General features: G+C 40.0%; 1 protein-coding gene. It reads left to right on the top strand.

The genetic code is table 11. The features are described from left to right. The first annotated feature begins 70 nt into the window (after positions 1-70). On the top strand, positions 71-1,174 hold the full coding sequence (locus ACZ2V4_RS11665; protein ID WP_076688030.1) for an IS30 family transposase: 1,104 nt from the start codon (positions 71-73) through the stop codon (positions 1,172-1,174). Positions 1,175-1,212: the final 38 nt, after the last annotated feature.

The following is a 1,212-nucleotide window of genomic DNA, read 5'->3' as shown; positions in this document are numbered from 1 at the left end:
AAAAAATACGCCATGACGAATTCATGTTAATATTGTAGTTCTCACACCGACAATAAAGGAATGAATTCGTATGACGCATATCAATGGTAACACGAAAACCGTTAAGGGCAAACACCTTTCTAGAGATGAACGAATCATCATACAGACGTTGATCAATGAAGGATATTCAAACAGAAAAATAGCTGGAAAGCTCGGTAGAGCACCACAGACCATCAATAATGAGATAAAGCGCGGCATGTACACACAAAAGAGCCAGCAGGTACAGAATAATAAAATCTACACTTACTACAAGTGCGTCTATTCACCTGATCTTGCTCAGGATAGATACTTTGAAAATCGTATCAAGTCAGGACGTCGTCCTCTTCCCATTACAGATAATCCCTTTGTTGAATGGGCCGACAATCTGATGATACATCAGGAAATGTCTCCGGCTTCCGTTATTATGCTTGCTAAGAAAGCTAAGCTTTTTCCAGAAAGATTCATACCCTGTATAAAGACACTCTATAACTGGATTGACAGAAAACTGATAAAGACACGTAATATCAATCTTCTGATGAAGTTAAAGCTTAAGAATAAGAAGCCGACAGGCTTTACTCGTATTAATAAAAAAGTACTGGGTCAGTCTATCGAACTACGTCCTCAAGCAGTGGATACTCGCACGACCTTCGGACATTGGGAGATAGATACCGTTGTCGGACAGAAGTCTGCCGAAGACCAGGTTCTCCTCACCATGGTTGAGAGAAAAAGTCGCTATGAACTTATCTTAAAGATCGATGGTAAACAAACTTGCCATGTAGTCAACGCACTACGTCGTCTGATAAAGGAAACAGGAGATGCTTTCCCTAAAATATTCAAGTCTATTACATCAGATAATGGACCTGAATTCAGCGATCTTTCTGAATGCCTCAAGGGATTATCTGAAGTCTACTTCACTCACCCCTATGCCTCTTGGGAAAGAGGGACGAAAGAAAATCAGCACAGATTTATTCGCCGGCATATTCCTAAAGGTATCCCCATTTCAACTGTAAAAGCTTCTACCGTCCATAAAATCCAGGAATGGATGAACAGATATCCACGTAAGATACTAAATGGACAGTCAGCAATGGAAGTGTTTTTGAAGGAGCTAATCAAGGAGAACATACTGAGTGAATCCCTAGGATTCTATATGAACTAGATTTGTCAGGGTGGCTAACTTGTAATTGCAATTTAGAA

This window comes from Macrococcus sp. CoH-51_TC_04 (assembly GCF_058188655.1).
Note: the sequence above shows the minus strand (reverse complement) of the source record. Positions and strands in the feature narration are given on the sequence as shown.

Coding starts and splice junctions, on each gene's coding strand:
- ACZ2V4_RS11665 (WP_076688030.1), top strand. CDS start 71: ATGACGCATATCAATGGTAACACGAAAACCGTTAAGGGCAAACACCTT.